We start from the raw sequence: 26587 nt of genomic DNA, 5'->3' as shown, positions 1-26587 counted from the left end.
GAACCACACCAAACACCATCCCTGACTAGCCCAAAACAAAACCCGCCGAGGTGAGGATGCCCACCGACACTGCCACTCCCGCCTACACCCCCGGCTTCGGCAATCATGTCGCGACCGAGGCTGTCCCCGGGGCCCTCCCGATCGGCCGCAACTCGCCGCAAAAGCCGCCCTTCGGCCTCTATGCCGAGCAGCTTTCCGGCACCGCCTTCACCGCGCCGCGCCACGAGAACCGCCGCTCCTGGCTCTACCGCCTGCGCCCTTCCGCCGAGCATCCGCCCTTCACCCGCTACGAAGGTGCCACGCGCTTCGCGCCCGGCACCGTCAAGGAACCGCTCGCGCCCAACCGCATGCGCTGGGATCCGGTTGCGGGCGACACCGGTGTCGACCTCATCGACGGCATGACGACAATGCTGGCGAACCGTGATCCGGCGGACCTCGAAGGCGTCGCTATCCACCTCTATGCCGCCGATCGCGACATGGAGAACCGCGTCTTCGTCGATGCGGACGGCGAATTGCTGTTCGTGCCGCAGGAAGGCCGCCTGGCGCTGCTGACGGAGCTTGGCCGGATCGACATTTCCCCCGGCCAGATTGCGCTGGTCCCACGCGGCGTCCGCTTCCGCGCGCTGCTGCCCGATGGCTCGGCGCGCGGCTATGCGCTGGAAAACCACGGCGCGATGTTCCGCCTGCCCGATCTCGGCCCGATCGGCGCCAACGGCCTCGCCAATCCGCGCGATTTCGAAACGCCCCATGCCTGGTTCGAGGATCGCGACGAGCGCTTCGAGGTGATCCAGAAATATCTCGGCAGCCTGTGGCGGACCGAGCTTCATCACTCGCCGCTCGATGTGGTCGCATGGCACGGCAATCTCGCGCCGTGGCGCTATGATCTGGCGCACTTCAACACCATCAACACCGTCACCTTCGACCATCCCGATCCGTCGATCTTCACCGTGCTGACCTCGCCATCGGACGTGCCGGGCCGCGCCAACGCCGATTTCGTGATCTTCCCGCCGCGCTGGATGGTGGCGGAGGACACGTTCCGCCCGCCCTGGTTCCACCGCAACATCATGTCCGAGGCGATGGGCCTCATCACCGGCGCCTATGACGCCAAGGCGGAAGGTTTCCGCCCCGGCGGCCTCTCGCTCCACAATCTGCTGAGTGGCCACGGGCCGGACAAGGCGACGTGGGACGCGGCCTCCAACGCCGATCTGAAGCCCCACAAGATCGGCGGCACCATGGCCTTCATGCTGGAAAGCTGCTGGCCCTATCGCCCCACGGCGTTCGCGCTGGAGCACGCCCAGCCCGATTACGACGCCTGCTGGGCCGATTTCCCCAAGGCGAAGCTCCCCTGACCGAGCGTCTCTCCGCCACGCCGGCCGGCATCGCGCTCGGCCCGCTCGATCAGATCGCGGACGGTGCCGCCCGCAGCTTCGTCATCGAAATGCGCGCCGGCCGCTTCCACGGCTTCGCGGTGCGCCGCGGCGACCGGGTGTTCGGCTATGTCGATCGCTGCCCGCACATGGGCCTGCCGCTCGCGCAGAAGCTCGACGATTATGTCGCCGCGGATCGCATTGCGTGCAGCTGGCACGGCGCGCTGTTCGATATCGCAAGCGGCGCGTGCCTTGGCGGCCCCTGCCCCGGCACTGCCTTGACGCCATGGCCGCTTCGGGTGGAGGCTGGTGCGATAATCACCGCCTGAAGGAGAGGCCATGAAGGCGCGCGCGAACGGCATCGAGCTGGAATATGAGTCGTTCGGCAATCCCGCCGATCCCACCATCCTCCTCATCATGGGCCTTGGCGCGCAGCTGACGCTCTGGCCGCTCCCGTTCGTCGAGGCGCTGGTAGAACGCGGCTTCCACGTCGTCCGCTACGACAATCGTGACGTAGGCCTTTCGACGAAGCTCGACCACGCCCGCCCGCCGCGTATTGGCATGCTCGTGCTCCAGCGCCTGCTTCGCCTGCGCCCGCGGGTACCCTATACGCTCGGGGACATGGCGGCGGACGCTGCCGGCCTGCTGGATGCGCTGGGGATTGAGAAAGCGCACATCGTCGGCGCCTCGATGGGCGGAATGATCGCGCAGATCTTCGCCGCCACCTATCCCGATCGCACGCTATCGCTCACCTCGATCATGTCCACCACCGGCAATCCCAGGCTGTCGCGCGCCTCGCGCGCAGCAATGGATGTGCTCGTCAACCGCCCGAAGACGGACGATCTGGAGGCGCTCGTCGCCCATGGCGTCCGCGCATCGCAGGTGCTCGCCGGCCCCGCCTTTCCCGTCGCGCCCGACGTGCTGGAGGCGCGCGTCCGCGAAACGATCCAGCGCTCGAACTACCCCGATGGCTTCGCGCGGCAGCTGGCGGCGATCGTCGCCGACGGGGATCGGCGCCAGCGGCTGAAGGCGATCACCACGCCCACCGTCGTCATCCACGGCAGTGACGATTCGCTGGTGCCGCTCGACGGCGGGCGCGATACCGCCGCAAGCATCCCCGGCGCGCGGCTTGTGGAGGTGCGCGGCATGGGCCACAATGTGCCGGTGGAAGTCATCCCGCAGATCGTCGACGCCATCGAAAGCATCGCGCGATGACCGGCCGCGCGCTCCGCATCGATTTCGTCTCCGACGTCGTTTGCCCGTGGTGCCTGATCGGGCTCGCTAACCTCGAACGCGCGCTCGCCAATCTGGGCGACGAGGTGCCGGTGGAACTTGTCTTCCACCCGCTTCAGCTCAACCCCGGCCTGCCGCCAGAGGGGGAGCCGGCGGCCGACAATATCGCCCGCAAATATGGCATCACGCCCGATCAGGCGCGCAGCCGCGGCGGCGGGGTGCGAGCCGCGGCCGAGGCGGCCGGCGTGTCGATGGCTGGCCGGCCGGACCGGCTTTACGACACGTTCGACGCACATCGCCTGCTTCATTGGGCGGCGCGCGAGGGCCGGCAACTGGCGCTCAAACATGCGCTCCTGCGTGCATATTTCGACCAGGGACGTGCAATTTCCGACCATGAGGTGCTGGCCGATGCCGCTGCTGGTGCAGGATTGGACAGGGAAGCGGCGCTCCAGATCCTCGCCCGCGGCGATTTCGCCGGCGAAGTGAACGACGACGAGATCGAGTGGCGGTCCGAAGGGATCGCTTCCGTCCCCACCATGGTGATCGACCGCGAGTTCGTCATCAACGGCGCTCAGGAACCGGATCGCCTCGAACGCGCGCTGCGCAAACTCGCGGCTCGCTAGCCCAGTGTTCGGTCGATCATCGCAGGGACGCGGGCGTCAGAACGGCGCCGCCCCGGCCTTCTGCGCCTCTTTCGCTCGCGCGAACCCGTCGCGCTCCTTCAGCCGCTCCCAGTAAGCGGCAACCTGCGGCGGAAAGCCATTGTCGATCTTCAGGCTCTTGGCGAGCAGCAGCGCGTAACCCACGGAAATGTCTGCCACCGTGAAACGCCCGCCGACCAGGTATTCGCGATCGCCCAGCGCCCGCTCCACATGCCGAAGCCGCGAGTGGAACCACTGCGCATAATCGTCCGCCGCCTGCGGCAGGCGCCGCTCCGGCGGCTCCAGCATGCGATATCGCAGCACCAACGTCTGCGGGAAGGTCAGCGTCGCCTCGCCGAAATGCAGCCAGTTCAGCCACACGCCATAGTCGGGCGAGCCAGGCTCCACGACCAGTTCGTTCGGCCCCGCACGGGTCGCGAGATACTGAACGATCGCAGCCGATTCCGTCATCCGCGTCTCACCGTCCACCAGCAGCGGAATGGTGCCGAGCGGATTGACGTCGAGGTACGATGGTTCGCGCACGCGCGGCGGAAACGGCAGCAGGTGGAGCTTATAGTCGAGGCCAAGCTCCTCCAGCGCCCATAATGCGCGGAAGGATCGCGCATCGGCGCAATGGTACAGTTCGATCATCGTGTCCCCCAAAATCACCACGTATCGATGTAGCGGCCAGACCGGCGCGCCGGGGTCGAGGCGAGCCCGCGCAGCAGCCAGGTGCGTGTATCCGCCGGATCGATCACCGCGTCGATCTCAAGGAACTGAGCCACTGACACAGCTTTGCCGCGCTCGTAGGAATGCGCGACAAGCTCCTGATATCGGGCCTCTCGTGCCTCGGCATCCTCGATTGCCTCCAGCTCCTTCCGGTAGCCAAGCCGCACCGCCCCTTCGAGCCCCATGCCGCCGAATTCGCCGGTCGGCCATGCGACGGTGAATGGCCCGGCATGAAGCGATCCGCCCGCCATTCCCTGCGCACCGAGCCCGTATGCCTTGCGGACGACGACGGTGAAGATCGGCACCGACAGCGCCGCTCCCACCACGAACATGCGCGAGGCACGGCGTATCGGCGCGGTCTTCTCCGCCTCCGGGCCCACCATGAAGCCCGGCGTGTCGCACAGCGAGACGATCGGCACGCCGAACGCATCGCACAGCTGGAAGAAGCGCGCCGCCTTGTCCGCACCTTCCGCGTCAATTGCGCCGGACAAGTAGCGGCAATCATTGGCGATCACGCCCACGGCACGGCCGTCTAGCCGTGCCAGCCCGGTGATCATCCCCTTCGCCCAGCCACCGCGCAGCTCGATGAACGAACCAGTGTCGAACAGCCCGTCGATCGCACGGCGAATGTCGAACACGCGCAGCCGGTTCTCCGGCACCACGTGCCGCAACAACCTTTGGTCCGGCGCGTCGCCGCCTGCCACGCGCCCCTGGAAGAACGACAGCAGCCGCCGCGCGAGATCGGTCGCCTCCGCCTCATCCTCGGCCAGCACGTCGATCGCGCCGTTCGACCAATGTACCTCGACCGGGCCGACTTCCTTGGGCGAATAGACGCCAAGCCCCCCGCCCTCGATCATCGCCGGCCCGCCGACGCCGATATGCGCGTCGCGCGTCGCGATGGTGATATCGCAACTGCCGAACAGCACCGCATTGCCCGCGAAGGAATAGCCCGAGGTGATGCCGATCCGCGGCGCGACACCGGAAAGCCCGGCGAAGCGGCTGAACGTCGGCACGTCGAGCCCCGTGGCGCCGACCGAATCAACGTCCCCCGGCCTGCCGCCGCCGCCCTCGGTATAGAAGACGATCGGCAGCTTCAGGTCCCCCGCAATGCCGAGCAGCCGATCGGTCTTGCGGTGGTTCATGTGGCCCTGCGTGCCCGCCAGCACGGTATAGTCATAGGCGAGGCCGAGGCACTTGCCCGCTTCCTCGCCATGATCCGCGGCATTCACCGTGCCGATCCCGCCGATCAGGCCGTCGGCGGGCGTGTTGCGCATCAGATCGTCGAGGCTCCGCCGCCGCCGCTGCGCCGCGATCGCCAGCGCGCCATATTCGATGAAGCTGCCGGCATCGAACAGGTCGTCGATATTCTCACGCGCGGTGCGCTGATTGGTCCGCCGCCGCCGCTCCACTGCCGCGGGGCGATGTTCGTCCAGCCCCAGCGCATGGCGTGCCCGCACCTCTGCAAGATCGTCGCGGATCAGGTCGAGGTCGAGCGCTGCAGCTTCGGCCGCCACGCCCTCGTCACCATCCACCGGCTCGATCGAGACGAACACCGCGCCCTCGTCGATGACCCGCCCCGGCATCGCGGTCACCGCACGCACCACGCCGCCGTGTGTCGCCACCACGGCATGCTGCATCTTCAGCGCCTCGATCGTCCCCAGTTCGGCACCGCGCGCCACCCGATCACCCGGCTGCACGCCGATCGCCACCACCACGCCCGCCAGCGGCGCGACGATCGCCTGCGCGTCGACCGGGGCGGCCGGGGTCGCGGCCGCCGCAAAATCGCCGACGTTGCGATCAAACCAGCCGGTGTCGACCGCGCCCGCCGCCACCTCCTCGCGTGCCAGCAGCGCGGCGTGGAGCGGAAGGTTCGTGGCCACACCCGCGATCTCGAACTCCGCCACCGCACGCCGCGCCCGCGCCAGCGCTGCCTCCCAGTCGGGCGCATGGACGATCAGCTTGGCGAGCAACGAATCGAACCGCGGATTGGCAGCCATCCCGGCCTTCAGCGCGCCGTCGATGCGGATACCCGGCCCCCCCGGCGCCTCGACGTTGCTGATCGAGCCGCCGGGCGCGCGCGGCATGCCGTCGGCACCGATCGTCTCGGCATTGATGCGCAGCTGGATCGCCACCCCGCGCGCGCCCGGCCGCTCCGCCGGCACGCTGCAGCCCTCGGCAAGGCGCAGCTGAAGCGCCACCAGGTCGAGCCCGGTCACCTCCTCGGTCACCGTATGCTCCACCTGAAGCCGCGGGTTCACCTCCAGGAAGGCGAAGGCCTCCGGATCATCAGCGGCGCGCTCCTTGTCGACCAGGAACTCCGCCGTCGCGAGACCCACATAGCCGGTATCTTCCAGCAGGCGCTCCGCCGCACGCTCGATCCGTTCGGCAAGCGCCGGATCGATCGTTTGCGCCGGCGCGATCTCGATCAGCTTCTGGTGCCGTCGCTGCACCGTACAGTCGCGCGTGCCCAACGCGATCACGCGGCCGGCAGCGTCGGCGGCAAGCTGCACCTCGATATGCCGCGCCGCCGGAATATAGCGTTCGACCATCACCTCGGCCGATCCGAACGCCGCCAGCGCCTCCGCCCCCGCCGCCTCGATCTGCGCCGCCAGCGTCGCCGGGTCGTGCACCACGCGGATGCCGCGCCCGCCGCCGCCGGCCAGCGCCTTCACCACTACCGGCCCGCTTGCCTCTGCCCCCTCGGCCAGTACCGGCACGCCCACCGCACGCGCATGCCGCTTCGCTGCTGCTTTGTCCCCAAACAGGCTCAAGAGATCAGGATTGGGACCGACGAATGTCAGCCCCGCGTCAGCACAGGCCCGCGCGAGCTCAGGGTTTTCGCTGAGAAAGCCGTACCCTGGGTGAACCGCTCCGCACCCCTCGGAAACCGCCGCTGCGACAATCGCATCAACCGAAAGATAGGCTGCCGGGCCTTCGCCGCTCAGCGCAACCGCGCGGTCCGCCGCGTGCACATGCGGTGCGCTCTCATCATCGGCAGAGTACACCGCGACCGTCTTTAAACCCAGCGATGCGGCGGCACGCGCGATGCGGATCGCGATCTCACCGCGATTTGCGATCAACAGGCTTTCGATGATGCCTCTCCCTCTTTTTTATGTCCTTTCAGGCCAGTGTCGTGGCGCATCAACCCCTTTTCCGCGAGCGGCAGCTGTGGCTAAGCCCTCGCGCCAGCCGCGTCGGCGTGGATCATCGGTTAGGTGAAGAGCGATGTCAGCATGAACCCGCGCCTCAAGTCGATCATCGGCGGTTCCACCGGCAACCTCGTCGAATGGTATGACTGGTACGCCTATGCCGCCTTCACGCTCTATTTCGCGCCGCACTTCTTTCCTGAAGGCGATCAGACCGCGCAGCTTCTGAGCGCAGCCGCGGTCTTCGCGGTGGGCTTCGTCATGCGGCCGATCGGCGCCTGGGTGATGGGCGTCTATGCCGATCGCCGCGGCCGCAAGGCCGGCCTCACGCTTTCCGTCACGCTGATGTGCGCCGGATCGTTCCTGATCGCGATCACGCCGGGCTATGAGACGATCGGGGTCTTCGCCCCCGCCCTGCTGGTCGTCGCCCGGCTGATGCAGGGGCTGTCGGTCGGCGGTGAATATGGCGCCAGCGCGACGTACCTGTCGGAAATGGCCGGGCGGGATCGCCGCGGTCTCTTCTCCAGCTTCCAATATGTCACGCTGATCGCGGGCCAGCTCACCGCGCTCCTCGTCCTTCTGGTGCTGCAATCGGTGATGAGCGAGGCCGCGCTCGACGCCTGGGGCTGGCGCATCCCGTTCGCGGTCGGCGGCGTGCTGGCGATCGTCGTCTTCCGCATCCGGCGCGGGCTCGCCGAAACCGAAAGCTTCAAGCGCGCCGAAGGGCCAAAGTCGGGCTTCTGGACGCTCGTCACGCATCACCCTCGCGAAACGCTGACGGTGATACTGCTCACCGCCGGCGGCACGCTCGCCTTCTATGCCTACTCGATCTACATGCAGAAGTTCCTGGTCAACACCAGCGGCTTCGATCGCCAAACGGCGAGCCAGATCAACGCCGCCACGCTCTTCGTCTTCATGTGCCTTCAGCCGCTCGCCGGCGGCCTCAGCGATCGCATCGGGCGAAAGCCGCTGATGATCGGCTTCGGCGTGCTCGGCGTGCTCGCCACCTATCCGATCTTCGCCACGCTGGAGACGGTGCGCAGCCCGTTCGTCGCCGGCCTTCTCGTGATGGCCGCGCTGGTGATCGTCACTGGATACACTTCGATCAACGCGGTGGTGAAGGCGGAGCTGTTCCCGGCCAACATCCGCGCGCTTGGGGTCGCCCTCCCCTATGCGCTCGCCAACACCCTGTTCGGCGGCACCGCGGAATATGTCGCTTTGTCGTTCAAGAACGCGGGCTGGGAACGCGGCTTCTACTGGTATGTCACCGGCATGATCGCGGTGTCGCTGGTGATCTACATCCGCATGCGCGACACGCGCATGACGAGCCGGATCACCGAGGACTGAGCGCCGGCACGCTCTTCGCCGCCTCCGCCGGGTCGATCCCCGGCCGGGTGGCGGTCGGCAAGGTCTCGTCGCCTCGCGCGGCGCTAGCCGCGCGCTGGATCGCCTCCACCAGCCTGGGATAGATGCCGCAGCGGCAGATGTTGGTGATCGCGCGGCGGATCTTCGCTTCCGACGGATCCCGGTCGTTCTTGATCAGCACCGCCGCCGCCATGACGATGCCAGGAATGCAATAGCCGCACTGGACGACGTTGCCGGCCAGCAACGCGGCCTGCACCGGGTGCGCGCGCTCCCGCGACAGCCCTTCCACGGTGGTGACGAAGCTCCCCTCCACCTCCGCCAGCGTCACCTGGCACGATCGGACGGCGCGCCCGTCGACATCGACGGTGCACGCGCCGCAGCTTCCGGTGCCGCAGCCATATTTGGCGCCCGTCAGGTTGGATGCATCGCGCAGCGCCCACAGCAGCGGCGTGGCCGGGTCGAGGCGATATTCGATCGCCTCGTTGTTGACGGTCAGTCTCGGCATGTTCCCGCTCTACCCGAACCCGGGCCGCGCTCAATCCAGATCGAGCGGGTCGTCCGGCGAGATGATCGTCACGCGCACATGGTCGCTGAGGCGGAACAGGTCCGCCACGTGATGCGCCGTCGCATCATCGTCGGCGCGCACGACCCAGACGTTGCCGTCACGATCCTCGGCGGAGGTCAGGTAGTGCGCGCTCGCGGCCATCGTCTCTTCCCCTCAGTAACCCAGCGCCGCCACCTCGGCATCGTCGAAGCCGAGTTCGCGCAGGACCTCCGCGTCCTGCCGCTCGCCGCCCAGCGTCGGCGCCACGGTCTCGCTCTTGGAATAGCGCGGCGCCGGCGCGGGCTGCTTGATCCCGTTCACCTCGGTGAAGGTGCCGCGCGCCTTGTTGTGTTCGTCATTGTAGGCGTCGTCGAAGCCGAGCACCGGCGCGAAGCACACGTCATGCCCCTTGAACGCCGCGACCCATTCGTCGCGCGTCCTGGTCTTGAACAGCGCGGTTAGCTCGTCCTTCAGCGCCGGCCACTGGCGGGCGTCCATCTGCGCGGCCCATTTGTCGTCGCCGAGGCCCATGACGTTGCGGAACTCGGCGTAGAATTGCGGCTCGATCGCGCCAAGTGAGATGAACTTGCCGTCGCTCGTCTCATAAGTGTCGTAGAAATGCGCCGCGGTATCGAGCAAATTGGTGCCGCGCTCGTCGCTCCACCGGCCCATACCGCGGAAGCCCCACATCATCGTCATCAGCACGGCCGACCCGTCGGTCATCGCGGCGTCGACCACCTGCCCCTCGCCCGTCCGCGCCGCATGGAGCAGCGCCGCGAGCATGCCGTAGGCCAGGAACATGCCGCCGCCGCCGAAGTCACCCACCATGTTGATCGGCGGCGTCGGCTTCTCGCCCTTCCGCCCGAAAGCGTGGAGCGCGCCCGAGATCGCGATATAGTTGATGTCGTGGCCCGGCTCGGGCGCCATCGGGCCATATTGGCCCCAGCCGGTCATGCGGCCGTAGACGAGCTTCGGATTGTCGGCGAGCAGCACGTCCGGCCCGAGGCCAAGCCGCTCCATCACGCCGGGGCGATAGCCCTCGATGATCGCGTCCGCGCCCTTCACGATCTTGCGCACCGCCTCGATCGCCTTGGGGTTCTTCAGGTCCATGCCGATCGACTTGCGGCTGCGCAGCAGCGGGTCCTTGCTGTCGATCGAAATGCCGCTGCCGCCCTTCACCGGGCGATCGATCCGGATCACTTCCGCGCCATGGTCCGCCAGCATCATGCCGGCGAACGGGCCAGGGCCGATCCCGGCGAACTCAACGATACGAATGCCGGCGAGTGGCGCGTTGCTCACGATGTCTCTCTCCTGATTGATTTGCCGGCAGGCGTATCGCGCGGAGGCGGCGAGCACAACAAAAGTTATGCCGCGTTCGGCAACCGCTCGGGCTGACCCTGCCGAAGCCCGCGCCAACTGGCACCCGCGGTCCCGTCTTGTGTCGTAGCGTCCGACTATCCGCGGCAGAGCGGCGGCGCGCCCTTGTCCAGCGCCAGATCCGCGTCCGAGAATTGGATCGGCGTGCGCAGCCCCGCAATCGGCCGCGTGTCGTTCACCGGCAGCACCATCCCGCGTGCCTGCACCTGCGGATCGTTCAGCGCCTGCTCGACGGTGTTGATCGGCCCCGCGGGCACCCCCGCCACCTCCAGCTTCGCCAACAGGTCGTCACGCGTAAACGTGCGGCAGCGCTCCTCGATTAGCGCGAACAGCGGCACACGATGCTCGATCCGGCCGGCATTGGTGTCCCAGCGCGGATCCGGGCCGATGCCGACGATCGCGGCAAAGCGGTGATATTGCGCGTCATTGCCCACCGCCAGGATGAACCAGCCGTCGCTGGTCGGAAACACCGCATAGGGGCTGACGTTCGCATGGGCATTGCCCATCCGCGCCGGGTTCTCGCCGCTGGCAAAATAGTTCGCGGCCTGATTGGCGAGCACCCCGACCATCGTGTCGAGCAACGCACAATCCACCTGCTGCCCCCGCCCCGTCCGAGCACGCATCATCAGCGCCGCCTGAATGCCGATCGTCGCATACAGCCCCGTCATGATGTCGGCGAAGGCGACGCCGATCTTCTGCGGCGCACCGTCCGGCTCCCCGGTCAGCGACATGATCCCGCCCATCCCCTGGATGATGAAATCATAGCCGGCGCGATGGGCATAGGGCCCGGTCTGGCCGAAGCCGGTGATCGAGCAATAGACGAGGCGCGGATGATCCGGCGCGAGGCTGGCATAGTCGAGGCCGTATTTGGCGAGGCCACCGACCTTGAAGTTCTCGATCACCACGTCGGCATCGGCGATCAGCGCTTTCACCCGCGCGACATCTTCGGCCTTGGCGAAGTCGGCGACGATGCTCGTCTTGCCGCGGTTACACGCATGATAATAGGCCGCCGCCCGGTCGCCATCATGCTCCACGAACGGCGGCCCCCAGGTGCGCGTATCGTCGCCCGCGGGGCTCTGCACCTTGATCACCTCGGCGCCGAGATCGGCCAGGATCTGCCCCGCCCACGGCCCCGCCAGGATGCGGGCAAGCTCGACCACCTTGATGCCCTTGAGCGGTGTTTCCTTGGTCATCTCTCGTCACCCCGGCCTTGAGCCGGGGTCCCGCTCACCCTTCTTCCCGGCACATGAAATAGAAGCGGGACCCCGGATCACCTCCGGGTGACGACACTCAGAACGCCGCGATTCCCGTGATCGCGCGGCCGAGGATCAGCGCATGCACGTCATGCGCGCCCTCATAGGTGTTCACCGTCTCGAGGTTCATCACGTGGCGCATCACCTGATATTCGCCCGAGATGCCGTTGCCGCCGTGCATGTCACGCGACACGCGAGCAATATCCAGCGCCTTGCCGACATTGTTGCGCTTCACGATCGAGACCATCTCCGGCGCGAACCGCCCCTCGTCCATCAGCCGCCCGACGCGCAGTGAGGCCTGCAACCCCAGCGCGATCTCGGTCTCCATGTCTGCCAGCTTCTTCTGATACAGCTGGGTCGCCGCCAGCGGCCGCCCGAACTGGTGCCGATCGAGGCCGTACTGACGTGCGGCGTGCATGCAGAATTCCGCCGCGCCCATCGCGCCCCAGCTGATGCCGTAGCGCGCCCGATTGAGGCAGCCGAACGGCCCCTTCAGCCCCTGAACGTCGGGCAGCAGCGCGTCCTCACCCACCTCGACATCATCCAGCACGATCATGCCGGTGATCGAGGCGCGAAGGGAGAGTTTGCCCTCGATCTTCGGCGCCGACAGCCCCTTCATGCCCTTCTCGAGCACGAAGCCGCGAATGCCGCCGCCATGCGCATCGCTCTTCGCCCACACGACGAACACGTCGGCGATCGGCGCGTTCGAGATCCAGGTCTTGCTGCCACTGATACGGTAGCCGCCGTCGGTCTTCACCGCGCGGGTCTTCATGCCGCCGGGGTCGGAGCCGGCATCCGGCTCCGTTAGCCCAAAGCAGCCGATCCACTCGCCGCTGGCGAGCTTGGGCAGATACTTCCGCTTCTGCTCCTCCGAGCCATAAGCATGGATCGGATACATGACGAGGCTCGACTGGACGCTCATCATCGAGCGGTAGCCCGAATCGATCCGCTCCACTTCGCGCGCGACCAGGCCGTAGGAGACATAGGAGGCGCCAACGCCGCCATATTCCTCCGGGATCGTCGGCCCCAGCAGGCCGAGCACACCCATCTCGCGAAAGATCGCGGGATCGGTCACCTCGTTCGCAAACGCGTCGATGATCCGCGGCGCCAGTTTCTCCTGCGCATAGGCACGTGCCGTGTCGCGCACCATCCGCTCGTCTTCGCTCAATTGCTCGTCGAGCAGAAACGGATCCGCCCAGTCGAACGCGCCCATGCCGGCCATAATCTACTCCACCATAGTGCCAGGAGCGAAACGCTCCGCCCCGTCCGGGCTAAGCCTGTCGCGGCCCGTGCCAAGCAGCATCGAGCCGAACGACACGCCCTTCGACAAACTCAGGGCGAACGGAGATGATCGTTATGGCCTATAGTGCTTCAGGCGGGCGCGCCAAGCGTATGGGCATATTTGGGCTGGTCGATCGCGATCGTGTCCAGCGCCGTCGCCTTGAGATGCGCCACCAGAGCAGGGTCGTCAGGGGCGATCGCCCCGCTGCGGATCGCCTCCACCAGCGCCTTGTCCAGCTCGTCACGCGTGCCGTCCCGGTTCAGCAGCGCGCGCATCCGCCCTACCGCGCGCGCATCCGCAGTCGGGCTCATCGCCATGTCGCGCGCCGCAATCTCCAGCGCATTTCGCGCCACGCGAAGGCCAAAGACGCTCGCGCTGCCATCCACCGGCAGCCATTGCGCGACCCCTGCCACCAGTTCCTGCGCCGTAGGATGCGTGATCATGCCGCGTTCCTCTCGATGATCGCCACGATGTCTGCCTCCGTTTCGGACAGCCGGCGCCCGATCACGCCGCGCTCCGGCCCGGCGCTGGGGTCGGAAGCAAAGCTTGCGTACATGCCCATCGTCATGACGCCCCATTTGAGGCTGCCGAGCATCGACCAGAAATCGACTCGCGCCGCGTTGATCGGTTCGCCGCCCGCCTCGGCATAGCCATCGAGCAGGTCCTGCACGTCGCCGAAGCCCCCGACATACCGGTCGGGCCGGCCGAACTTCCAGCTGTTGGTGCACAGCCAGCCCAGGTCCTCCGCCGGGTCGCCGACGTGTACCAACTCCCAGTCGAGCACCGCGACCAGCCCCTCGTTCGGGTCGACCATGATGTTGCCGTTGCGGAAATCGCCGTGGACGAAGCGGGACGTCACCTTCTCCTTGGGCAGTCGCTTCTCGAGCCAGCGGAATGCCGCCTCGATCGTCGGGCGGACTGCGCCGGTCGCGCGCCACATCGCCTCGTAGTTGGCGAGCGTCGTCTCCGCATCGGTCTGGTCGAGGCCGCCCAGCGGCGCCACCGAATGGATGCGGGCGAGCGCGGCGCCGCATTGGCGGGCGAGCTTGCCGCGAGCCGGCTCAAACGCGGGGTCACTGGTGATCTTCTTACCGAGCGTCTCGCCCGCGACGCGGTGCATCACATAGGCCTCGTCCAGCCCGTCCGCCTCCTCGTCGCAGACATAGGTCACGATGGGCGCGGGAACGCCGGCCTCAACAGCAAGCGCGATGGCCTCCGCCTCGCGGCGGAGCGGCGGTTTCGAGACGGCGGAGTTCATCACCATCCGCGTGCGGCGCCGCAAGATCAGCGGAGTCTTCGCCTCCCCCGCCCCCGCCGCGTCGAACGCCCATGTCTCCATGCTGGCGCCGCCGGTCAGCCGTACCAGATTCTCGACCCGCTCCGCCCCGGGGGCCATGCGCGGTGCAAGCACGGACAATCGCCGCGCCAACTCGTCTTTCGAAAGCCTCTCCGCCATCGCCCCTCGGCTTGTTTGAATTAGGGGCTTTAAAATCCGTGAGAGGCCGCTACGCAAGTTAAAAGAGTCGACTTAATTCGGGAGAGGGCCATGGATTTCGGTTTGCCGCAGGATCTGCTCGACTATCTGAAGGAGCTGGATGCGTTCATCGAGGCGGAGATCAAGCCGCTGGAGGATGCCGACGATAACGTCCGCTTCTTCGACCACCGCCGCGAATATGCGCGGACCGATTTCGAGAATGACGGGCTGCCCCGTCACGAGTGGGAAGAGCTGATGCGCGAGGCAAAGCGCCGTGCGGACAAGGCAGGGCATCTGCGCTTCGCCATGGATCCCAAGTTCGGCGGCAAGGGCGGATCGAACCTGTGGATGTGCGTCATCCGCGAATATCTCGCCGCCAAGGGCCTCGGCCTCCATAACGATCTGCAGACCGAGCACAGCATCGTGGCGAACAACCCGTTCGCCAAGATGTTCGACGATTTCGGCACCGAGGAGCAGAAGGAAGAGTTCATCACCGGCACGCTGAACGGCACCCGCCGGGTGACCTTCGGCCTGACCGAGCCGTATCACGGCTCCGACGCGACCCATATGGAAACGCGCGCGGTGCCGGAATCGCGCAATGGCGTGCCCGGCTACGTCATCAACGGTGAGAAGATGTGGACGACGGGCATGCACGTCGCGACGCACTGCGCCCTCTTCGCCCGTACCAGCGGCGAGGACGGCGCGGCCAAGGGCATCACCTGCTTCCTGGTGCCGACCGACGATGAGGGCGTGAAGGTCGAGGAATATCTCTGGACCTTCAACATGCCGACCGATCATCCGCGCGTCAGCTTCAAGGACGTGTGGGTGCCGGAAACGACGATCTTCGGCGATCCGGAGAACGGCCTGCCTGTCGCCCAGGCCTTCGTGCACGAGAACCGCATTCGCCAGGCGGCGTCATCGCTGGGTGCCGCGACCTACTGCATCGAAGAGTCGATCCGCTACGCGCGCCAGCGCAAGCCCTTCGGCGAGGATCTCGCCCGCAACCAAGCGATCCAGTTCCCGCTGGTGGAGCTCGCCACCCAGGCCGAGATGCTGCGCCTGCTGATCCGCAAGACGGCGTGGGAAATGGACCAAATGCCGCACCACGAGGTGGAAAAGCGCCTTTCGGACAAGGTTTCGATGTGCAATTACTGGGGCAATCGCCTGTGCTGCGAGGCAGCGGATCGCGCGATGCAGGTGCATGGCGGCATCGGCTATTCGCGCCACAAGGCGTTCGAGCACATCTATCGCCATCACCGCCGCTATCGCATCACCGAAGGCGCGGAAGAGATCCAGATGCGCAAGGTGGCGGCCTTCCTGTTCGGCTACCTTGGCCCCCGCCGGCAGGAGTTCAAGGAACTCGACTGGAGCGACGTCGACTATCGCAACAGCCAGATCCGTCCGCGCTCGGGCAAGCAGGCGCTGGGCAGCGTCTTCTGATCGGCGGCCCGCCCCGCCCCAGCCGCCGCTTGCGCATCGGTGCGCACGGCCGCTGACGGGGCGGCCAACCGCACGCCGAGCGGACTTGCGGCCCTGCCGAGATCGGCATAACATCTGTTACGTTAGCGCGCCCGACGAGGCGCCCATGGGAGAGGGAAATGCTCAAGACGCGGTTCACCGAGGCGTTCGGAGTTGAATATCCAATCGCGCAGGGCGGCATGCAGTGGGTCGGTAAGGCTCACCTAGTCGCCGCGGTCGCCAATGCAGGTGCACTCGGTTTCGTCACGGCGCTCACTCAGCCGACGCCGGAGGATCTGGCGAAGGAAATTCAGCGCACCAAGGATCTGACGGACAAGCCCTTCGGTGTGAACCTGACGATCCTGCCGACCATCACGCCCCCGCCCTATGCCGAATATCGCCGCGCGATCATCGAAGGCGGGATCAAGGTGGTCGAGACCGCCGGCTACAAGCCGCAGGAGCATATCGACGATTTCAAGGCGCACGGGATCAAGGTGATCCACAAGTGCACCGCGGTTCGCCACGCTTTGTCGGCCGAGCGGATGGGCGCAGACGCGATCTCGATCGACGGTTTTGAATGCGCCGGCCACCCGGGCGAGGACGACATCCCCGGCCTGATCCTGATCCCGGCAGCGGCAGACAAGATCAAGGTGCCGATGCTCGCGTCCGGCGGCTTTGGCGATGGACGCGGCCTCGTCGCAGCGCTGGCGCTGGGCGCCGACGGCATCAACATGGGCACGCGTTTCTGCGTCACGCAGGAGGCGCAGATTCCCGACAGCTTCAAGCAGCAGATGGTCGAGAATGACGAGCGTCAGACCGATCTCATCTTCCGCACGCTACACAACACCGCTCGCGTGATGAAGAACAAGGTCAGCCAGGAAGTCGTGGCCATCGAGCGCAAGGGGGGTGCCGAGTTCAAGGACGTCCAGCATCTCGTCGCGGGCGCTCGCGGTCGCGCCGCAATGGAGAATGGCGACACGCAGGACGGTATCTGGTCGGCCGGCATGGTACAGGGCCTGATCCACGACGTACCGACCGTAAAGGAACTGGTCGACCGCATCATTGCCGAGGCGGAGCAGATCATCGAGGGCCGCCTCCAATCCATGATTAGCCGCTACGCCGAAGCGGCGGAGTAAGCGACGGGCCTGACATCAAATAGTTGCGCGGCACGTTCATCTGGGCCATTCCCCTCCTCCAGTCGCACTGAGGGAGGGCTATGGCGAGCCTGAATGAGCGGGCCGCGCCCGACCTGACCGCATGCGATCGCGAGCCGATTCATATCCCGGGCGCGATCCAACCCCGCGGATTGCTCCTTGTTGCTGATCACGCCAGCCTCGCGGTTGAGGCTGGCGCGGGATCGCTGGAGTCGGCGTTTGGCCCAGGTTGGCTCGGCGCCTCGCTTTCGGAATTGCTTGCGCAGGACGTGTCGGCCCTGTTGCAATCTGTTCCCTCAGCCGGCCCGGGCGGGTCGGTCCGCGGCGCTTCCGTCGAGATGGCGGGGCAGACGTTCGACGTCACGCTTCACCGAACAGGCGATCACTTGGTCGTCGAGCTAGAGCCTGCGTCCGAACACCCGCTGCTCGCCGGTGAGATGCTCGGCTGGATGGACGCGATCGCCGCCGGCTTTGAACGCGCGCCCAATCTCCGCACGCTTTGCGCTCGGGCGGCGATCGCCTTTCGGACGCTGACCGGCTTCGATCGAGTGATGGTTTATCGGTTCCTTGATGACGATGCCGGCCGCGTGGTCGGGGAAGCTCGCGACGAGTCCCTCGATAGCTTCATGCACCACCACTTCCCGGCTGCCGACATACCGCGTCAGGCGCGGGCCCTGTATGTCCAAAACAGGGTGCGCGTTATCCCGGATGTCGGTTACGAACCGGCGCCACTGCGCCCGGCGCGCTACGAGTCGCTTGACCTCAGCGATGTGTCGTTGCGGAGCGTTTCGCCGATACACCTGCAGTATCTTCGCAACATGGATGTCGGCGCATCCGCCTCGATCTCGATCGTCAAGGACGGGATCCTCTGGGGCCTGATCGCCTGCCACCATCGCACCGCAAGGGCGATGCCCCTGGATGTCCGTCTCGCCGCGCTCGCTCTCGCGGGCGGTCTGGCGCGCCAGATCCGCGCTCGGGAAGAAGCCGATAGCTATCGTGAGCGGCTGTCGCTTCGGGCGGCCGAGGACTCGCTGGTACCCGCGTTCAAGCCGCCGCTCACCAGCGCCGTGGCAAGCCGTCACGATGATCTTCAGCGAATGATGGACAGCGATGGCGTGGCGGTCATCCACCCCGGCGGCATCGATCGCTATGGCCACTGTCCGGACGATGCCGCTATCGCCAGCATCGGAAATTGGCTGGCGGAGCGGAACACCACCGACGCCTTCGTCACCCACCATTTAGCCGGCCATCTCCGGGAAGCGGCAGAGTTCGCCGAGAAGGCGAGCGGAGTCATGGCGCTGCCGGTGCCGGAAGAGCAGTCGATCCTGCTTTGGTTCCGCGCCGAGCAGGTCGAAGAGATCGAATGGGCGGGCAATCCGCACAAGGGCGTCCAGCACAATCCCGACGCCATTTTGACCCCGCGCACATCCTTCGAGACGTGGCGCGAAACCGTACGCTGTCGCTCACGGCGTTGGACACTGGAGCAGACCGAGTCGGCGCATCGCCTGCGTCGGGCGTTGCGCGCAGCCAATGAAGCCAGGGAGCGCCAACGCTTGTTTCGCGAATTGGAGCGAGCCGTTACGGAAAAGGACCTCGCCCTGGCGCAAAAGGACGTGCTGATGAAGGAGGTGGACCACCGGGTTCAGAACAGCCTTCAGCTCGTGTCCGCCTTCCTCTCCTTGCAGGCGCGCGAGGCTGGTCCCGGGCCGGTGGCGGACCAGTTGATCGAGGCCCGGTCCCGGCTCTCGTCCGTAGCATTGGTTCACCGCCGGCTTTATCGCGATGACCAGATCGAGACGATCGACCTGGCGCGTTATCTCGAGGAGTTGGTCGGAGACCTGAAGGGCTCGCTGGGCGAGGAATGGTCATCTCAGATGACGGCTGATCTTACACCCATGCTAATCCCGACCGATCGCGCGGTCAGCGTTGGCCTGATCGCATCGGAACTTGTCATCAACGCCACCAAATATGCTTACCCCGGCGGCACCGGGCCGATCGATATCGCGTTGGAGCAGCACCGCAATCGTTTCCGGTTGATCGTGGCGGACCATGGTGTCGGCATCACGGGGGAGCGAAGCGGGTTCGGCAGCCGGATGATGCAGGCGGTCATGGCTCGCCTCAACGGAACGCTCGACCATGCCGAAAATAGCCCCGGTTTGCGAGCGATCCTCACTGCTCCCATCGAAGACGAGCCGCGCTGACGCCTTTGGGGGGATCGCGCAACCCCGGCTGAGGTTGCCCTCACCTCGCCGGACAGAAACTGAGGCGGCTATGCGCGTGCGTGCCGCGTAGCGGCCTCGTAAAGCTCGAAGGTGGCAAGAGCACCCGCCACCATCTGGTCCAGCCAATGTTGGTCCCGATCGGCGGCGGCAGCGTCGATGGCATGCCGAATCGCTCGCCACTCCCCTGGCTGGTGAACGGCAGACAAATAGGCGACCGGCATTCCCGGTCCGACCTGTTTCGCCAGAACGCCGCCACCCAGACGCGATCCCTCCACCACATAAAGCGCGCCCCATTGGGACGGCCCCTGTTCATTCCTGGTACTCACAGCCAAATCCGCAGGTGAACCAAGCGCGGCAAGATCGGCAGCCAATAGCGGCGTGCGAAGGCGCAAGGCTGGCCATACCGCAGCCGCCATCGCCTCCGCGTGCGGCAGCGCGCGCCCATGCGCTTCCAGGAAACGCTGGTACGACAGGGGATTGTTCAGATCATGGCCGCCGAAAACCGAGTCGACTGCCTCGTGGGACGCCGCCGTCTTTGCGCGAAGCAGAGCAATTGCTGACATCAATGGGCGATGCCCGATCCGGGCCGGAACGTCGAGCCCTCGACTGGTACGGGTGGTCGGACTCGAACCGACAATCTGTTGCCAGAGGCGGATTTTGAGTCCGCTGCGTCTACCAATTCCGCCACACCCGCGTGATCGGATGCGCGCATTGGCACAAACGATGCCGGGCCGTCCAGCCCGGACGGTGAGTAATCGCGCCTATCGAGGTGCGCCGTTTACTCCGGCAAGCACTTCCGCCTGCCCTGCACTTACTTACGCCTACGCCAGACCCACCGGTTTACGCACGAGCTGCGGATCAATGGGCTTGTCGAACGCGATCCCTGCGCGCCCTTCGGTCTGCCACGCGACTCGCCCGGCGAGCCACCCTAACGCGGCAAGCTCGATCTGAATGACCGAATCGGGAGCTACTGGCTCGGGAAGCTCCACCATCAAGCCACCGCTCGATAGATTGCGGACGCGAACAGTGGTTTCGCCATCCACGCCAGCCACCTTCAGCCGCGCCAACAGAAACAGGCTGTCGCGCCCTCGATCATCGCCGCCAACAGCGGTGGTGTCCAAGAATACGCCGGCCGCGGAGTCCATGCTCGTCAAAGTACGTCCCAATTCTTGTCGAATCACGAACGGGCCAAGCCGAGCGGCCGCGCCCGATCAATCCTCGCGAGAAATCTTCTCGTTGCGCTCGTGCCGCTCCTGAGCTTCCACCGTCATGGTGGCAATCGGTCGCGCCTCAAGCCGGCCCAGGCTGATCGGCTCGCCCGTAACCTCGCAATAGCCGTACTCACCTTCATCGATGCGGCGCAACGCAGCTTCGATCTTCCCGATAAGCTTGCGCTGCCGATCGCGCGTGCGCAATTCGATCGACCAGTCGGTCTCACTCGATGCGCGATCGTTTAGGTCAGACTCGCGAAGCGAATCGATCTGCAGCTGCGAGAGCGTACCCAGCGATTCTCGCAGAATGGCATCTTTCCACGCCAACAGCTTGGCTCGGAAATATTCCTGCTGACGCGGGTTCATGAAAGGCTCGTCCGGATGCGGACGATAACCGTCGTCGTTTGCAGCCCCAAGATCTTTAGGACTTAACTGATCCACGCGATTGTAAGCCGTCGCCATCAACCCGTCTCCCCGCCCGCGTCAGGGTGTCGTTGCACCCCGAGGGCCCCGTGGCGCGCCTATAAACGCCGACCGGGAAACTCACAAGCATTCGCGAGCGTGGAAAAATGCGTAATCGATGCGGCATTGCCCGGCAGTGAACAGACAGGACGTTTCAACGTGTCCCGCCATGGTACGTTAACGTAGAAAACGCGGTCCTACTTGCGTCGCTCGCGTAAAAACCCCCGCCGGGACGGTCATTGCAGTTGAGTTTAAATCTTTGTTCTGCACGTTGGCCGCAAGCAGATCCTGAATAGAACACAGGACGGCACGTTGCGCCGCCTGGGAATGAGAGAGTGACATCATGTCAGTGCGGATGGCCTTGGCGAAACTCTGCGCGTGCACCGTAGGGGGTGCAGTGATCGGCGGCGGCGCAGTGCATGTCGCCCAGACGCAAAAGGCGCGCAGTTCCTATACGAAGGTGGCGAAGGTCGCGCCGCAGAAGCGGATCGTCCGGCGTACGCCCGCCCGCCGCACCGCCGTGCGCCGCGTGGTGGCGGCAGCGCCCGCCGCCTGCGCGCCGACGGTCGTCACGGTGGCAGCACAGGCAGCCCCCGTCCCAGTGCCATTGCCCGTCGGTCCGGCGATTGCCAGCGGCGGCGGCGATGTTGCACCCGTTGTCAGCGGCGGTTGGGGACGCGGCGTCGGCGGCGGCGGCTTCTTTGCAGGTGGCTTCTTCGGCGGCTCTGGCGGTGTCAGCGGATCAAGCGGCATCGTGATTTCGTCGACGTCCAGCTCCAGCGGCGGCTCGACCTCGACCGGCGGTTCGTCAACTTCGACTGGCGGATCCTCAACTTCGACGGGGGGCTCGTCCACCTCAACCGGAGGCTCATCAACGTCAACGGGAGGATCCTCCACGTCGACCTCGACCGGTGGCTCCTCGACCTCAACCTCGACCGGCGGCTCGTCGACCTCGAGCTCCACGTCGACCGGTGGGTCCTCCACCTCATCTTCCACATCGACGTCGACCTCGTCGTCGACCTCGAGCTCTTCTTACGGTTCGTCGTCCAAGGGGTGGAGTTCGAACGGTGGCCATTGGTCATCCAACGGGGGTTGGTCGTCCAACGGGGGCCACGGCGGCAACAGCAGCGGCAATCCCTCTCCCGTGCCCGCGCCCCCGATGATGATCCTCTTCGGCGTTGCTGCAGCAGGTCTGGCGGTGCGTGTACGGTTCGCCCGGAAAGCTTCGGCCAAGGCCTGACTGACTGGCCACGAACAATCGGCCGCGCGCCCTCACCAGGGTGCGCGGCCTTTAAGCATCACGCGTTCAGCAGCGCCTGCTCGATGTCGGTGATCGGATGCCCCGTCAGGTCTTTCGACAGCTCGCCGGCAAGACGGTCCGTGACTTCCTTGTGGTAGTGCTTGCGCAACTCCCCCAGCGTCTTGGGCGGCGCAACGACGATCAGCTTTTCGTAATCGTTGGATAGCGCCCGCTTTTTCAGCAGCTCTGCCGCGTCGGCTGCAAAACGATCCTCTTCAAGCTGGTGGAAATCCGTTTCACCCAATGTGCCGCGCGCCGGCGCAAATTGAGCCCCGCCGCCCCGCGCGTGCATGGATCCGTTCTGTGCAACCGCCGGCGCTCCCGGTCCGGACTGGGTGGAGGAAGCGGCACCCGCGGCATCGGTTTTCTGATCGCGGTCCGCCGGATTGGGGCGCTCTTCCGCATGCTCCACCGTCAGGTTCGGATACACGTCATCTCCCTCGTTCCGCAGGAACAGCAGCTTGCGGCCGTCTGCCACTAGAACGACGGAGTTGTGCGGGACTTGCATGATCGTACCTCCTTGCATGCCGTGTTGCCCAACCAACGCCTTGACGCGCATGCGGGTTGCCTTTCGGTCCTCTATCCGAGGCCGCTGCACGGCTTGCCTGAACCCCGCACCCTCGGCATAGCCCCGCGCCATGCTCGACATTCGCCTGATCCGTGACGATCCCGCCGCCTTCGACGCCGCCATGGCGCGCCGTGGCAAGCCGGCGGACGCTACCACCATCCTCGATCTCGATCGCCGCCGCCGTGAGGTGGTGACGGAGCTTCAGGTCGGCCAGGCGCGCCGTAACGAGGCATCGAAGGCGATCGGCGCGGCCAAGGCGAAGAAGGACGAGGAAACCGCCACCGCGCTGATGGCGGAAGTCGCCACGCTCAAGCAGCGGCTGCCCGAGCTGGAGGCGGAGGAAGCGCGGCTCGGCGGAGAGCTCGACAGCCTCCTCGCCGGTCTTCCCAACCTGCCGCTCGCCGACGTGCCCGATGGCGCGGACGAGAACGACAATCAGCTGATCCACGAACGCGGTCAGCGCCCGACGTTCGATTTCGCGATCAGCGAGCATGACGCGATCGGCCCAGCCCTCGGCCTCGATTTCGAGGCCGGTGCCTTGCTGTCAGGTGCACGCTTTACGCTGGTGCGCGGCCATGTCGCGAAGCTCGCCCGCGCGCTCGGCCAGTTCGGCCTCGACGTGCTGACGCACGACTATGGCTATGAGGAAGTGATCCCGCCGCTCCTCGTGCGGGACGAGGCGATGTTCGGCACCGGCCAGCTGCCCAAGTTCGCCGAGGATCTGTTCCGCACCACCGACGGCCGCTGGCTGATCCCGACCAGCGAGGTCAGCCTCACCAACATCGTGCGCGAGAAGATCCTCGCCGCGACCGATCTGCCGCTGCGCTTCACTGCCCTCACCCCCTGCTTCCGCTCGGAAGCGGGCGCGGCCGGGCGCGATACGCGCGGCTTCATTCGCCAGCATCAGTTCGACAAGGCGGAGATGGTCTCGATCGTCGAGCCCGATCAGTCGGAGGCGGAGCATGAGCGGATGACCGCCGCGGCGGAGGACGTGCTGAGCCGGCTGGAGCTGCCGTTCCGCCGCATGAAGCTGTGCACCGGCGACATGGGCTTCTCCGCTGCCCGCACCTATGACATCGAAGTGTGGCTGCCGGGGCAGGATCGCTATCGCGAGATTTCCTCCTGCTCCACCTGCACCGATTTTCAGGCGCGCCGCATGAATGCCCGTTTCCGCCCCGAAGGCGAAAAGGCGACCCGCTTCGTCCACACGCTGAACGGCTCGGGGCTGGTGATCGGCCGCACGGTCGTGGCGATCCTGGAGAATTACCAGCAGGCCGACGGCTCAGTCGCAGTGCCTTCGGTGCTGCAGCCGTATCTCGGCGGCTTGAACCGGCTGGAGCCGCGGCCCGTCCAGGGTTAATGCAGCGGTAATGACGAACCGTATCCCGCTTGCGCTGCCGCTCGCGATCGCGTTGGCGGGATGCATTCCCTCGGTCGACCGCCCGGCGCGGCCGGCCCCGTCCCGGCCCGATGCCGGCGGCAGTTATCCGCCCCCACGCCCGGGGCCGCGGCCGCAGGAGCAGGTCGAACAGCTTCCCGCCCCGCCCCCGGCCTGGGAGCAGCGCGGGGTGGCGGACGATGCGCGCCAGGTTCCGGATCAGACCTATGTCGTGCGATCCGGCGATTCGCTGCGCTTGATCGCCGAACGCACCGGTGCCGGATCGGAAGCGATCGCCCGCGCGAACGGGCTTTCCGCTCCCTTCGTTATCTACGCCGGCCAGCGGCTGCGCATCCCCGGCGGCCGCTATCACCTCGTGCGTTCCGGCCAGACCGGCATCGCGATCGCCCGAGCCTATGGCGTCGAATGGTCGCACATCGTCGCCGCTAACGCCCTCAGCGAGCCCTACATCCTGCGCACCGGCCAGCGTATCCTGATCCCGGGCGACGCGCGCCCGCGCAGCGCCGCCGAACGCGCCGCGGCCTTCCGCCTCGACATCGACGACATCATCACCGGCGGCGAACCGGCGATCGCCGAGAACCAGGCGCCGGCGAAGGCCGTGGCGACGCCGCGCCGCGTCCTTCCTGCGACGGCGGCGGTCGCTCCGCCTACCAGCAGCCCTGGCCGGTTCATGTGGCCGGTCGACGGCCGCATCGTCGGCCGCTTCGGCGCCGGCGCCAGCGGCCAGCGCAACAACGGCATCAAGATCGCGGTGCCGACCGAAACGCCGGTACGTGCCGCGGCGGATGGTACCGTCGCCTATGTCGGAGACGGCATTGCTGCGCTGGGCGGCCTCATCATCGTTCGCCATGGCGAGAACTGGACCAGCGTTTACGGCCACGCCTCCAAGCTGCTCGTCCAGCGCGGCCAGGCGGTGAAGAAGGGCCAGACGATCGCGCTGTCCGGCGACACAGGCTTCGCCGATCAGCCTGAGCTTCACTTCGAATTGCGCAAGGGCCGCAACCCGGTCGACCCGACGAGCCAGCTACCCAAGCGGTAGCCACGACGCCCCGCCCGCTTGCGGGAGCGGCCGGGGAAAGGCATGTGCGGCGCGTTATGACCGAAGCAAAGTCCGATCTCCTCCGCGTCCTCACGGACCGCGGCTACATCCACCAGATGACCGACGCGGCCGCGCTCGATGCGCTCGCGGCTCGCCAGGTGGTGCCGGGCTATATCGGCTTCGATCCGACCGCGCCGTCGCTCCACGTCGGCAGCCTCGTCCAGATCATGCTGCTGCGCCGCCTGCAGCAGACCGGGCACAAGCCGATCGTCCTGATGGGCGGCGGCACCGGCAAGATCGGCGATCCGTCGTTCAAGGAAGAATCGCGCCAGCTGCTGACGGAGGATCGCATCGGCGCCAACGTCGCCTCGATCCGCCGCATCTTCGAACGGTTCCTGACCTTTGGTGACGGCCCGACCGATGCCGTGATGGTCGACAATGCGGATTGGCTCGACAAGCTCGAATACATCCCCTTCCTGCGGGAGGTCGGGCAGCATTTCTCGGTCAACCGGATGCTGTCGTTCGATTCGGTGAAGCTGCGCCTCGATCGCGAGCAGTCGCTCAGCTTTCTCGAATTCAACTACATGATCCTGCAGGCCTATGATTTCCGCGAGCTGTCGCTGCGCCACGGCGTGCGGCTGCAGATGGGCGGCAGCGATCAATGGGGCAATATCGTCAACGGCATCGAGCTTGCCCGCCGCATGGACGGCACCGAGGTGTTCGGCGTCACCACCCCGCTCCTCACCACTGCCGACGGGCAGAAGATGGGCAAGACCGTTTCAGGCGCCGTGTGGCTGCACGAGGATCAGCTGCCGCACTTTAATTACTGGCAGTTCTGGCGCAACACCGACGATCGTGACGTCGGCCGCTTCCTGCGCCTGTTCACCGATCTGCCGGAAGACGAGATCGCCCGGCTCGAGAAGTTGGAAGGCGCGGAGATCAACGAGGCGAAGAAGATCCTCGCCAACGAGGCGACCGCCATGTGCCGCGGCCGCGAGGCAGCCGAGCAGGCCGCCGAAACCGCGCGCAAGACCTTCGAGGAAGGCGCCAGCGGCGACGCGCTCCCCAGCTTCGCGGCGAGCGGAGAGGTGCCGCTGGTCGACGTTCTTGTCGGCCTCGGCTTCTGCGCCTCCAAGGGCGAGGCGCGCCGCCTGATCAAGCAGGGCGGCGCACGCGTCGCCGGCGAGAAGGTGTCCGACGAAGCCGCCACCGTCACCGCCGGCGGCGAGCCGGTCCGCATCTCCGCCGGCAAGAAGCACCACGGCCTGCTGGTCGCGGGGTAATCGCCGCCCTCGGCAGCGATCCGGCGCCGCTGGGTGGGCGCGGGAAGGCGGATGGTGGGTGGCGCCTCGCGCGCCGAAGG

25 protein-coding genes and 1 tRNA gene are annotated in these 26587 nt (G+C 66.4%); 11 read left to right on the top strand and 15 right to left on the bottom strand.

Going from position 1 to position 26587, the window contains the following annotated elements:
- The first annotated feature begins 56 nt into the window (after window positions 1-56).
- From hmgA to LK535_RS00835, 4 genes are read left to right on the top strand one after another with little or no spacing between them, the layout of a single operon-like run.
- Window positions 57-1349, top strand: coding sequence for a homogentisate 1,2-dioxygenase (gene hmgA / locus LK535_RS00850; RefSeq protein ID WP_227770013.1), 1293 nt, complete (start codon window positions 57-59; stop codon window positions 1347-1349).
- On the top strand, window positions 1346-1696 hold the full coding sequence (locus LK535_RS00845; protein WP_227771023.1) for a Rieske (2Fe-2S) protein: 351 nt from the start codon (window positions 1346-1348) through the stop codon (window positions 1694-1696). Before hmgA ends, LK535_RS00845 begins: the two co-directional genes overlap by 4 nt.
- 10 nt (window positions 1697-1706) lie before the next feature.
- Window positions 1707-2582: an alpha/beta fold hydrolase gene (locus LK535_RS00840; RefSeq protein WP_227770012.1), complete on the top strand. Its 876-nt coding sequence runs from the start codon at window positions 1707-1709 to the stop codon at window positions 2580-2582.
- A complete protein-coding gene (locus LK535_RS00835) occupies window positions 2579-3223 on the top strand; it encodes a DsbA family oxidoreductase (protein ID WP_227770011.1) in 645 nt (214 codons plus the stop codon). The genes LK535_RS00840 and LK535_RS00835 overlap by 4 nt, the downstream gene beginning before the upstream one ends.
- Before the next feature lie 36 nt (window positions 3224-3259).
- Here LK535_RS00835 and LK535_RS00830 read toward each other — a convergent pair whose 3' ends face one another.
- Both LK535_RS00830 and LK535_RS00825 read right to left on the bottom strand, forming a co-directional pair.
- Entirely contained in the window at window positions 3260-3892 is a 633-nt protein-coding gene (locus LK535_RS00830) for a glutathione S-transferase family protein (protein WP_227770010.1), read from the bottom strand.
- Window positions 3893-3906: 14 nt separating this feature from the next.
- The gene (locus tag LK535_RS00825) at window positions 3907-7050 is read right to left on the bottom strand and encodes an acetyl-CoA carboxylase family protein (protein WP_227770009.1); all 3144 of its coding nucleotides are present in this window, start codon (window positions 7048-7050) and stop codon (window positions 3907-3909) included.
- A gap of 153 nt (window positions 7051-7203) precedes the next feature.
- Between LK535_RS00825 and LK535_RS00820 the strand changes: the two genes are divergently transcribed.
- Complete coding sequence (locus LK535_RS00820; protein ID WP_227770008.1) at window positions 7204-8463, top strand: MFS transporter; 1260 nt, start codon at window positions 7204-7206, stop codon at window positions 8461-8463.
- Here LK535_RS00820 and LK535_RS00815 read toward each other — a convergent pair.
- The 7 genes from LK535_RS00815 to LK535_RS00785 all read right to left on the bottom strand — a co-directional run bounded on the left by LK535_RS00815 (window position 8450) and on the right by LK535_RS00785 (window position 14393).
- The gene (locus LK535_RS00815; RefSeq protein ID WP_227770007.1) at window positions 8450-8986 is read right to left on the bottom strand and encodes a (2Fe-2S)-binding protein; all 537 of its coding nucleotides are present in this window, start codon (window positions 8984-8986) and stop codon (window positions 8450-8452) included. The genes LK535_RS00820 and LK535_RS00815 overlap by 14 nt on opposite strands.
- Before the next feature lie 30 nt (window positions 8987-9016).
- On the bottom strand, window positions 9017-9187 hold the full coding sequence (locus LK535_RS00810) for a hypothetical protein (protein WP_227770006.1): 171 nt from the start codon (window positions 9185-9187) through the stop codon (window positions 9017-9019).
- A 12-nt stretch (window positions 9188-9199) separates the two neighbouring features.
- Window positions 9200-10324 carry a CaiB/BaiF CoA transferase family protein gene (locus tag LK535_RS00805; RefSeq protein WP_227770005.1) on the bottom strand — a complete coding sequence of 375 codons (1125 nt, stop codon included), beginning with the start codon at window positions 10322-10324 and terminating at the stop codon, window positions 9200-9202.
- Between the two features lie 155 nt (window positions 10325-10479).
- Window positions 10480-11595, bottom strand: coding sequence for a CaiB/BaiF CoA transferase family protein (locus tag LK535_RS00800; RefSeq protein WP_227770004.1), 1116 nt, complete (start codon window positions 11593-11595; stop codon window positions 10480-10482).
- A 97-nt stretch (window positions 11596-11692) separates the two neighbouring features.
- Window positions 11693-12877: an acyl-CoA dehydrogenase gene (locus LK535_RS00795; RefSeq protein ID WP_227770003.1), complete on the bottom strand. Its 1185-nt coding sequence runs from the start codon at window positions 12875-12877 to the stop codon at window positions 11693-11695.
- A gap of 149 nt (window positions 12878-13026) precedes the next feature.
- Window positions 13027-13380 (bottom strand): DUF6285 domain-containing protein, encoded by a 354-nt coding sequence (locus tag LK535_RS00790; protein WP_227770002.1) that lies wholly within the window; start codon window positions 13378-13380, stop codon window positions 13027-13029.
- Window positions 13377-14393 (bottom strand): phosphotransferase family protein, encoded by a 1017-nt coding sequence (locus LK535_RS00785; RefSeq protein WP_227770001.1) that lies wholly within the window; start codon window positions 14391-14393, stop codon window positions 13377-13379. Before LK535_RS00785 ends, LK535_RS00790 begins: the two co-directional genes overlap by 4 nt.
- 90 nt (window positions 14394-14483) lie before the next feature.
- Between LK535_RS00785 and LK535_RS00780 the strand changes: the two genes are divergently transcribed.
- The 3 genes from LK535_RS00780 (at window position 14484) to LK535_RS00770 (ending at window position 19224) form a co-directional block, all read left to right on the top strand.
- Window positions 14484-15851, top strand: coding sequence for an acyl-CoA dehydrogenase family protein (locus LK535_RS00780; protein WP_227770000.1), 1368 nt, complete (start codon window positions 14484-14486; stop codon window positions 15849-15851).
- A 158-nt stretch (window positions 15852-16009) separates the two neighbouring features.
- A complete protein-coding gene (locus tag LK535_RS00775; RefSeq protein WP_227769999.1) occupies window positions 16010-17005 on the top strand; it encodes an NAD(P)H-dependent flavin oxidoreductase in 996 nt (331 codons plus the stop codon).
- Between the two features lie 80 nt (window positions 17006-17085).
- Window positions 17086-19224 carry a histidine kinase dimerization/phosphoacceptor domain -containing protein gene (locus tag LK535_RS00770; protein WP_227769998.1) on the top strand — a complete coding sequence of 713 codons (2139 nt, stop codon included), beginning with the start codon at window positions 17086-17088 and terminating at the stop codon, window positions 19222-19224.
- Window positions 19225-19292: 68 nt separating this feature from the next.
- On the opposite strand, the gene LK535_RS00765 is transcribed toward LK535_RS00770, so the two are convergent.
- From LK535_RS00765 to LK535_RS00740, 6 genes are all read right to left on the bottom strand, one after another.
- Entirely contained in the window at window positions 19293-19808 is a 516-nt protein-coding gene (locus LK535_RS00765; protein WP_227769997.1) for a hypothetical protein, read from the bottom strand.
- 44 nt (window positions 19809-19852) lie between these two features.
- Window positions 19853-19939 (bottom strand) — tRNA-Leu (locus tag LK535_RS00760).
- Window positions 19940-20066: 127 nt separating this feature from the next.
- The gene (locus tag LK535_RS00755) at window positions 20067-20366 is read right to left on the bottom strand and encodes a PilZ domain-containing protein (RefSeq protein ID WP_227769996.1); all 300 of its coding nucleotides are present in this window, start codon (window positions 20364-20366) and stop codon (window positions 20067-20069) included.
- A 90-nt stretch (window positions 20367-20456) separates the two neighbouring features.
- Window positions 20457-20918 carry an RNA polymerase-binding protein DksA gene (gene dksA / locus LK535_RS00750; RefSeq protein ID WP_227769995.1) on the bottom strand — a complete coding sequence of 154 codons (462 nt, stop codon included), beginning with the start codon at window positions 20916-20918 and terminating at the stop codon, window positions 20457-20459.
- Between the two features lie 450 nt (window positions 20919-21368).
- Window positions 21369-21902 (bottom strand): hypothetical protein, encoded by a 534-nt coding sequence (locus tag LK535_RS00745; protein ID WP_227769994.1) that lies wholly within the window; start codon window positions 21900-21902, stop codon window positions 21369-21371.
- 314 nt (window positions 21903-22216) lie between these two features.
- Window positions 22217-22726 (bottom strand): host attachment family protein, encoded by a 510-nt coding sequence (locus tag LK535_RS00740; RefSeq protein WP_227769993.1) that lies wholly within the window; start codon window positions 22724-22726, stop codon window positions 22217-22219.
- Between the two features lie 130 nt (window positions 22727-22856).
- Between LK535_RS00740 and serS the strand changes: the two genes are divergently transcribed.
- The 3 genes from serS to tyrS are packed head-to-tail and all read left to right on the top strand — an operon-like array spanning window position 22857 to window position 26507.
- Window positions 22857-24146: a serine--tRNA ligase gene (serS, locus tag LK535_RS00735; RefSeq protein ID WP_227769992.1), complete on the top strand. Its 1290-nt coding sequence runs from the start codon at window positions 22857-22859 to the stop codon at window positions 24144-24146.
- A gap of 10 nt (window positions 24147-24156) precedes the next feature.
- Window positions 24157-25224, top strand: coding sequence for a M23 family metallopeptidase (locus tag LK535_RS00730; protein WP_227769991.1), 1068 nt, complete (start codon window positions 24157-24159; stop codon window positions 25222-25224).
- 56 nt (window positions 25225-25280) lie between these two features.
- Window positions 25281-26507, top strand: coding sequence for a tyrosine--tRNA ligase (tyrS, locus tag LK535_RS00725; protein ID WP_227769990.1), 1227 nt, complete (start codon window positions 25281-25283; stop codon window positions 26505-26507).
- Window positions 26508-26587 lie beyond the last annotated feature (80 nt).

Source organism: Sphingomonas sp. IC4-52 (assembly GCF_020707225.1).
In the GTDB taxonomy this organism is placed as follows: Bacteria; Pseudomonadota; Alphaproteobacteria; order Sphingomonadales; family Sphingomonadaceae; genus Sphingomonas.
The sequence above is the reverse complement of the archived record's forward strand: the minus strand, read 5'-3'. Positions and strand labels throughout refer to the sequence as shown.

Bases quoted from the DNA above. Each gene is read 5' to 3' on its own strand.
- LK535_RS00770 (WP_227769998.1), top strand. From the start codon at position 17,086: ATGGCGAGCCTGAATGAGCGGGCCGCGCCCGACCTGACCGCATGCGAT.
- LK535_RS00775 (WP_227769999.1), top strand. From the start codon at position 16,010: ATGCTCAAGACGCGGTTCACCGAGGCGTTCGGAGTTGAATATCCAATC.
- LK535_RS00780 (WP_227770000.1), top strand. From the start codon at position 14,484: ATGGATTTCGGTTTGCCGCAGGATCTGCTCGACTATCTGAAGGAGCTG.
- dksA (WP_227769995.1), bottom strand. From the start codon at position 20,918: ATGGCGACGGCTTACAATCGCGTGGATCAGTTAAGTCCTAAAGATCTT.
- LK535_RS00795 (WP_227770003.1), bottom strand. From the start codon at position 12,877: ATGGCCGGCATGGGCGCGTTCGACTGGGCGGATCCGTTTCTGCTCGAC.
- LK535_RS00765 (WP_227769997.1), bottom strand. From the start codon at position 19,808: ATGTCAGCAATTGCTCTGCTTCGCGCAAAGACGGCGGCGTCCCACGAG.
- LK535_RS00840 (WP_227770012.1), top strand. From the start codon at position 1,707: ATGAAGGCGCGCGCGAACGGCATCGAGCTGGAATATGAGTCGTTCGGC.
- LK535_RS00830 (WP_227770010.1), bottom strand. From the start codon at position 3,892: ATGATCGAACTGTACCATTGCGCCGATGCGCGATCCTTCCGCGCATTA.
- LK535_RS00815 (WP_227770007.1), bottom strand. From the start codon at position 8,986: ATGCCGAGACTGACCGTCAACAACGAGGCGATCGAATATCGCCTCGAC.
- LK535_RS00790 (WP_227770002.1), bottom strand. From the start codon at position 13,380: ATGATCACGCATCCTACGGCGCAGGAACTGGTGGCAGGGGTCGCGCAA.
- LK535_RS00820 (WP_227770008.1), top strand. From the start codon at position 7,204: ATGAACCCGCGCCTCAAGTCGATCATCGGCGGTTCCACCGGCAACCTC.
- tyrS (WP_227769990.1), top strand. From the start codon at position 25,281: ATGACCGAAGCAAAGTCCGATCTCCTCCGCGTCCTCACGGACCGCGGC.
- LK535_RS00810 (WP_227770006.1), bottom strand. From the start codon at position 9,187: ATGGCCGCGAGCGCGCACTACCTGACCTCCGCCGAGGATCGTGACGGC.
- serS (WP_227769992.1), top strand. From the start codon at position 22,857: ATGCTCGACATTCGCCTGATCCGTGACGATCCCGCCGCCTTCGACGCC.
- LK535_RS00835 (WP_227770011.1), top strand. From the start codon at position 2,579: ATGACCGGCCGCGCGCTCCGCATCGATTTCGTCTCCGACGTCGTTTGC.
- LK535_RS00740 (WP_227769993.1), bottom strand. From the start codon at position 22,726: ATGCAAGTCCCGCACAACTCCGTCGTTCTAGTGGCAGACGGCCGCAAG.
- LK535_RS00730 (WP_227769991.1), top strand. From the start codon at position 24,157: ATGACGAACCGTATCCCGCTTGCGCTGCCGCTCGCGATCGCGTTGGCG.
- hmgA (WP_227770013.1), top strand. From the start codon at position 57: ATGCCCACCGACACTGCCACTCCCGCCTACACCCCCGGCTTCGGCAAT.
- LK535_RS00800 (WP_227770004.1), bottom strand. From the start codon at position 11,595: ATGACCAAGGAAACACCGCTCAAGGGCATCAAGGTGGTCGAGCTTGCC.
- LK535_RS00785 (WP_227770001.1), bottom strand. From the start codon at position 14,393: ATGGCGGAGAGGCTTTCGAAAGACGAGTTGGCGCGGCGATTGTCCGTG.